Source organism: Flavobacterium sp. UBA4854, assembly GCF_002399805.1.
Taxonomy (GTDB): domain Bacteria; phylum Bacteroidota; class Bacteroidia; order Flavobacteriales; family Flavobacteriaceae; genus Flavobacterium; species Flavobacterium ginsengisoli.
The window spans coordinates 47,992-54,516 of sequence record NZ_DHEI01000018.1 but is presented as its reverse complement, the minus strand read 5'-3'; the positions used below and the strand labels follow the sequence as shown (position 1 = coordinate 54,516).

3 protein-coding genes are annotated in these 6,525 nt (G+C 35.4%); 2 read left to right on the top strand and 1 reads right to left on the bottom strand.

The window, feature by feature from the left end; genetic code table 11:
• Positions 1-888 (top strand): aminotransferase class III-fold pyridoxal phosphate-dependent enzyme (locus B3J44_RS02065; RefSeq protein ID WP_286965383.1); only part of this gene is annotated, 888 nt, incomplete at its 5' end.
• Positions 889-1,044: 156 nt separating this feature from the next.
• Complete coding sequence (locus tag B3J44_RS02060) at positions 1,045-3,996, top strand: FAD-binding and (Fe-S)-binding domain-containing protein (RefSeq protein WP_286965381.1); 2,952 nt, start codon at positions 1,045-1,047, stop codon at positions 3,994-3,996.
• 245 nt (positions 3,997-4,241) lie between these two features.
• Here B3J44_RS02060 and B3J44_RS02055 read toward each other — a convergent pair whose 3' ends face one another.
• Positions 4,242-6,251 carry a hypothetical protein gene (locus B3J44_RS02055; protein ID WP_286965379.1) on the bottom strand — a complete coding sequence of 670 codons (2,010 nt, stop codon included), beginning with the start codon at positions 6,249-6,251 and terminating at the stop codon, positions 4,242-4,244.
• Positions 6,252-6,525: the final 274 nt, after the last annotated feature.

Here is a 6,525-nt window from a genome sequence, read left to right as displayed (position 1 = left end):
CACGGAACTTCGACAGTTGCAATGGAAATGAGTCCGTATAAATTTGACAGCAAAGGCGGTTCAGGGCAAATGCCTTGGATTCATAAAGCAATTAATCCAGATTTGTATCGTGGACCGTATAAATATGGAGATACTGAAGCCGGAGAAAAATATGCTGCCGATGTGCAAAGAATTATTGAAGATTTAAAAAACGAACACAAAGCGCCAGCAGTATTTATTTGCGAAACTTTGTTGGGAGTTGGAGGACAAATTCCGTTGCCAGAAAATTATCTTAAAACAGTTTATCAATATGTTCGTGCCGCAGGAGGTGTTTGTATTGCAGACGAAGTTCAAGTTGGATTTGGAAGAATTGGAGATCATTTCTGGGGATTCGAATTGCAAAATGTCGTTCCTGATATTGTTGTTTTAGGAAAACCAATAGGAAACGGACATCCGCTTGCAGCTGTGATTGTTACTGAGGAAATTGCAGAAGCCTTCAACAACGGATTAGAATATTTCAATACCTTCGGAGGAAATCCTGTTTCAATGACAACAGGATTGGCAGTTTTAGATGTAATTCAAGAAGAAGAAATGCAAAAGCATGCTCTAGAAACTGGAAATTACTTGATGGATGGATTAAAAGTCTTAATGGCTAAATACCCAATTATAAGTGATGTTCGAGGGCATGGTTTGTTTATTGGTGCAGAAATGGTAAAAGATAGAATTACGATGGAACCAGCTATTCCTGAAATTGATATTGTTGTTGAAAAACTAAAAGCAAAAGGCTATTTGTTGAGTACAGACGGACCTTTGCATAATGTTTTAAAGATAAAACCGCCAATGCCATTCAACAAACAAAATGCTGATGAATTGGTCGAATTATTAGATGTCGCATTAAGCGAATTATAGAAAATTTTCTATCAAAATAAAAAAGCTTCCGTTGCAGAATCGACGGAAGCTTTAATAAATTCTGTACAAGGATTTAAGTAAACCCAAATTATTCCTAGTTTCTTTCCCTTTTATCATTTTGATAGAAGAGAATTTGCGTACAATAAAAATAAAAAAATGGAGCATAATAATATTCTTGATAAGAGTTCTTTTAATCTTGAAGTTCTAGAAAAACAATTGGAAGGTAAATTGTTTTACGATCGTACGATGCGCCTGCTTTACGCTACAGACGCAAGTGCATATAAAGAAATGCCTTTAGCTGTTGCCATTCCGAAAACGAAAGAAGACATTCAAAAAATTATTCTTTTTGCTAAAGAAAACAAAAGCAGTATTATTCCGCGTGCAGCCGGAACCTCGCTTGCAGGACAAGTAGTTGGAAATGGCATTGTTGTAGATATTTCACAAGAATTTACTAAGATTATTTCGGTAAATCAAAGCGAAAAATCGGCTTGGGTTGAACCAGGTGTAATTCGTGATGAACTGAATCTTTATTTGAAATCGTACGGACTTTTTTTCGGACCAGAAACTTCTACCAGTAATCGCTGCATGATTGGCGGAATGGTTGGAAATAATGCCTGTGGAGCACGTTCTGTTGTATATGGATCAACGCGTGAGCATGTTCTTGAAATAAAAGGTTTTCTGGCAGATGGAAATGAAGTCGTTTTTGGCGCTTTAACAAATGCTGAATTTGAAGATAAATGTAACGGAATTAATGTTGTTAGTACATTAGAACAAGCAATTTATGTTCAAGCGAAAGAAATACTTTCATCTGAAAATAATAGAAATTTATTTGACGTCAATTTTCCTAAAAAAACAATTCCAAGAAGAAATACAGGTTACGCTTTAGATTTATTGGCCGATAGTTCGCCTTTTATAGATTCCTCAGAAAAGTTTAATTTCTGTAAATTGATTGCAGGATCTGAAGGAACTTTGTTTTTTTCGACAGCGATAAAATTAAATCTGGTTGGTGCTTTAAAACCTTTTTCAGCATTGATTTGCGTTCATTTCGAAAGCATTCATGAATCTTTAAAAGCGAATATTGAAGCATTGAAGTTTAATCCTGATAGTGTGGAATTAATTGACCACTATATTTTAGAATGTACCAAAGAAAATATAGAACAAAGCAAAAATCGCTTTTTTGTGAAAGGTGATCCTCAGGCTATTTTGGCTGTCGAATTTTTGAGAGATTCGCAAGAAGAAATCGAGAAGATTGCAGAAGAGATGGAAGCTTTAATGCGATCTAAAAATCTAGGTTATCATTTCCCAATTGTGTATGGTGAAGACACCAATAAAGTTTGGGCATTAAGAAAAGCTGGATTAGGCTTATTATCGAATATTCCAGGAGATGCAAAAGCAGTTGCGGTAATTGAAGATACAGCCATAGACGTAAATGATTTGCCTGATTTTATAGCAGATTTTAATGCGATTTTAAAAGAAAGAAATTTAAACTGTGTACATTATGCGCATGCCGCTACTGGCGAATTGCATTTGCGTCCGATTATAGATTTAAAAACCAAAGAAGGAACGGCTCTTTTTAGAACTATTGCATCAGATATAGCGCATTTGGTTAAAAAATACAAAGGTTCTTTAAGTGGTGAACATGGTGATGGAAGACTTCGTGGAGAGTTTATTCCGTTGATGCTTGGAGATGAAATTTATCAGCTATTTATTCAGATAAAAAATGTTTGGGATCCTTGGGGTGTTTTCAATCCTGGAAAAATTGTGAATACGCCACCAATGGATACAAGTCTACGATATAAAGCAGGTCAAGATACGCCAATGCCTGAAACGTATTTTGATTTTTCAGATCATAACGGAATTCTTCGTGCCGCCGAAATGTGCAACGGATCTGGAGATTGCAGAAAAACAGAAAAAAGTGGCGGAACAATGTGTCCAAGTTATATGGCAACTCGAGACGAAAAACATACGACTCGAGCGCGCGCCAATATGCTTAGAGAGACTATTACAAACTCAACGAAAGCAAATCGGTTTGATGATGAAAATTTGCTTGACGTTTTGGATTTATGTTTAAGCTGTAAAGGATGCAAATCAGAATGTCCTTCAAATGTTGATATGGCAAAATTGAAAGCCGAAACATTACAGCAGTATCAGGATAAAAACGGCGTAAAATTTAGATCTAAACTAATTGGAAATACGCCAAAAATAAATCAATTATTCGCCTCAGCTCCGTGGCTATACAATTTATCTACGAAAGGAATTCTAGGAAATTGGATTAAAAGAGGAACTGGTTTTGCCCTAGAAAGACAATTGCCTTTAATGCATAAAATTACTTTTGACAAATGGATGAAAAGCTATAGCCAAATTGGTGATTTTAATAATGGAATTGTGTATTTGTATAATGATGAATTTCTGAATTATTTTGATGTCGAAATAGGACAAACCGCTGTAAAACTTTTAAACAGATTAGGTTATAAAGTTGAGATTCCTAAAATTGGAATAAGCGGAAGAACTTATTTGTCAAAAGGAATGCTAAAAGAAGCACGAGAAATTGCAGAACAAAATACAAAAGACTTTGAAGTAGCAATTTCAACCAATGGAATTTTAATTGGAATTGAACCTTCTGCAATATTAAGTTTTCGCGATGAATACCCTGATTTGTGTCGTGGTGATCTCAAAGAAAAAGCAAAACAATTTGCAACGAAAACTTTTTTAATTGAAGAGTTTTTGGCTAAAGAATTGGAAGCTAAACGTATTTCTCCTACTAGTTTTACAGAAAAGACAGAAAGAGTGCGTATGCATGGACATTGTTTTCAGAAAAGTTTATCGTCTTTAGTGCCACTTAAAAAGATACTTTCATTGCCAAAGAACTATACTGTTTTAAATATCCCAAGTGGTTGTTGCGGAATGGCAGGTTCGTTTGGTTATGAAAAAGAGCATTATGATATTTCGATGAAAATTGGAGAACTGGTTTTGTTTCCGACAATTAGGACAGAAGAAAGCGCTACTTTAATTGCCGCTCCAGGAACAAGCTGTAGGCATCAAATTGCAGATGGAACAGGACGAAAAGCACAGCATCCTGTGGAAATATTATTTAAGGCTTTGAAATAGAGATTTGCTATTATTGTCCCAATATTCTGAAGACACGCACTGCCGTACGTCTTTTCAGCTATACTTTACGTATGAAATCTGTTATATCTGTAAAATCTGCGAGAGGCATTTTTGACTATTTTTTTCTCTCGCAGATTTTGCAGATTAAGGGGATTTATATCTGAGTAAAAGACTATTTTAAAAAAAACAAACCTCCAAAAATGTATTTTGGAGGCTTGTATTAAAAAACAATAATTCAAAAAAAATTATAACTTAATATTTATCGTCGTGCCATCTTTAATAACTTTATTGATTGCTAGCTTTTTTCCATCAGTTATTTTTAACCTTAGGTTTTTGCCAGCTCTTTCAACTGTAATATCAAAATCGTGTTCAAAAGCATGAATGCGCTTCAGTTTCATAATAGACCAATTTTTGGGAAGACGTGGCGTAAAATCGAAACTGTGTAAGCCTGTCGGACGAATTCCGAATAATCCTTCTGTAAATATTCGGCAATATAAACCGCTTTCGGCCGAAAGATGACGCTGATCGCCTTCTGGATAAGCTTCTACAGGATATGGAACGTGATCGCCCAATAAACGTCGGTTAGAATAGTAATGTAAAAAATCAAGTGCTTTATCTGTTTCGCCAGCAGCAAGAACTCCTCTTAGGGCATATAAAGTAGATCGATCCCAAAATATTTTATCTCCCGCTATACTTGCCAAACCATCCTTAGTCCATAATCTAGGAGAAAATAAAGCATCTATTGTTCCATCTTTTCTATCATAAATTCCCATAGTAAGCGGTGTGCAAATCCAAGCTCTTAAAACATCATTTTCTTTATAATACTTATAGGTTTCAAAACCTTCGACTTTAGCGCCAAAATAGTTTTCAATTGCAGTCTTTAGTTTCTCAGCTTCGGTTTTATACGTTTTAAGCTGGCTTTCATTTTTTCCTAAAGCCTTCCCTAAATAAATTGCTGAGTTTAATGCATCATAATACAGAGAAGAAGTATTAAGGTTGGCTTTTCCAGCTGGTAGACGTCCTTCTAGTTCATCAGAATCTGAAGCGACAACGCCCTCAGCATTTATTTTTCTGCGACAATATTCTAAACACCATTCTATTAATGGCCATAATTGTTTTGCTTCATCTACATTTCCCCTTGAAAGTGCGTAACGAGCTGCTCCATAAGCAATCATTGCGCCATCACCACGATCTCCTGCGCCAGCCCAAATATCAGTTCCTTCTGCAACAATAGAACTCGGAATCGATCTATAGTCTTTGTTCATGAATTTTGCAAATTGCAGATAAGCATTCAATGAAGCCTGATTTCCATACTCATACCCCAAATAAGGAAAGAACGGACCAACATATTCAGCCTCATCGTTTGCCCAGATTGCAGCGTAATACGATTCTCCTCCAGGACCGTGCATTGGACCGTTTTTGGTTTCAAAAATACTTTCAGCCGCTCTGATTTTCGCGAAAGCAAATTCAGTATTTAAAACTTGATCTGGTGTTTCCAAAATTAATTTGCTCCAAATTTCACGGATCAAATCAATGCGTTTGTTTTTTTCTTCTTCGGCATTTACAGCAGGAAAAGATTCGTTTGTTTTGACGCCAGAATAAAAAACAGAAAAAGTAACACTTTCGTTGGGCTTTAGATTAAAATTTCCGTCATTAAATAATTGCACCTGAATTTTGTAGCTGCCTTCTGTTCCTTTTGTAGGATCTGAAGTATAAACCGTATTTGATTTTGGAATTTCTACGATGGAGTTTTTTTCAGAAGTGTTTTTAATAGTGTAAATTTCATTGTAGCCTGCCAATGCTGTCGAAGGAAAAAATTGTCTAGTAAGTTCAAGAGCATTGGTTTTACTTTTAATTAATAATGTTCCGTTAAGAGTTATCGAAACTGTTTTCTCTTCCGTAATTGGTTTGTAATTTACAGTTACAAGATCAAAAGCATCTTGAGCAAATTGACGTGTAAAACTTGCATGTGTATTGTTAGGAACAGTTCTGAGCATTGGCCAGATCAAACTTCGAGTAGCATGAAAAGAACCATCTGCTGCTACGCCGTATCTTAAAACGCACGAGATTTTTTTACCGCTCATTTCGATATGGTCATCATGCGGAATAGCATTGTTTATTTGCCAAGAAATTGTACCATCACTATTAATTTGCCATCGCTGATCGTCTTGAGAAAATGCAATATTGCTAATAAAAAATAATGCAGTAAGAGTAAGTAAAAAGGTTTTGCGTTTTTTTCCAAAAGATAGCTTCATTGCGTTTGTTTTTTGTATTTGTTGTGTTGTGTTGTGTTGTGTGTTTTGTAGTTTTTTATGCTTTACAGATAATCCTGCATGAAGCACAGTTAAATTGTTGACCTCAGAAATGCTCTTTTTTCGTCTTAGAATGTTAGTGCTGTTTTTTGCGAGACATTCGGCTCGGTTCTTATGCTTGTTTGGTTAATAATTCATGCTTCTTCGTTTGGTTTTTAAGGTCAATAATTGAGTTTTTCGTTAGTTTTTTGTCTTTTATTCTATTTTGAAACCGAAA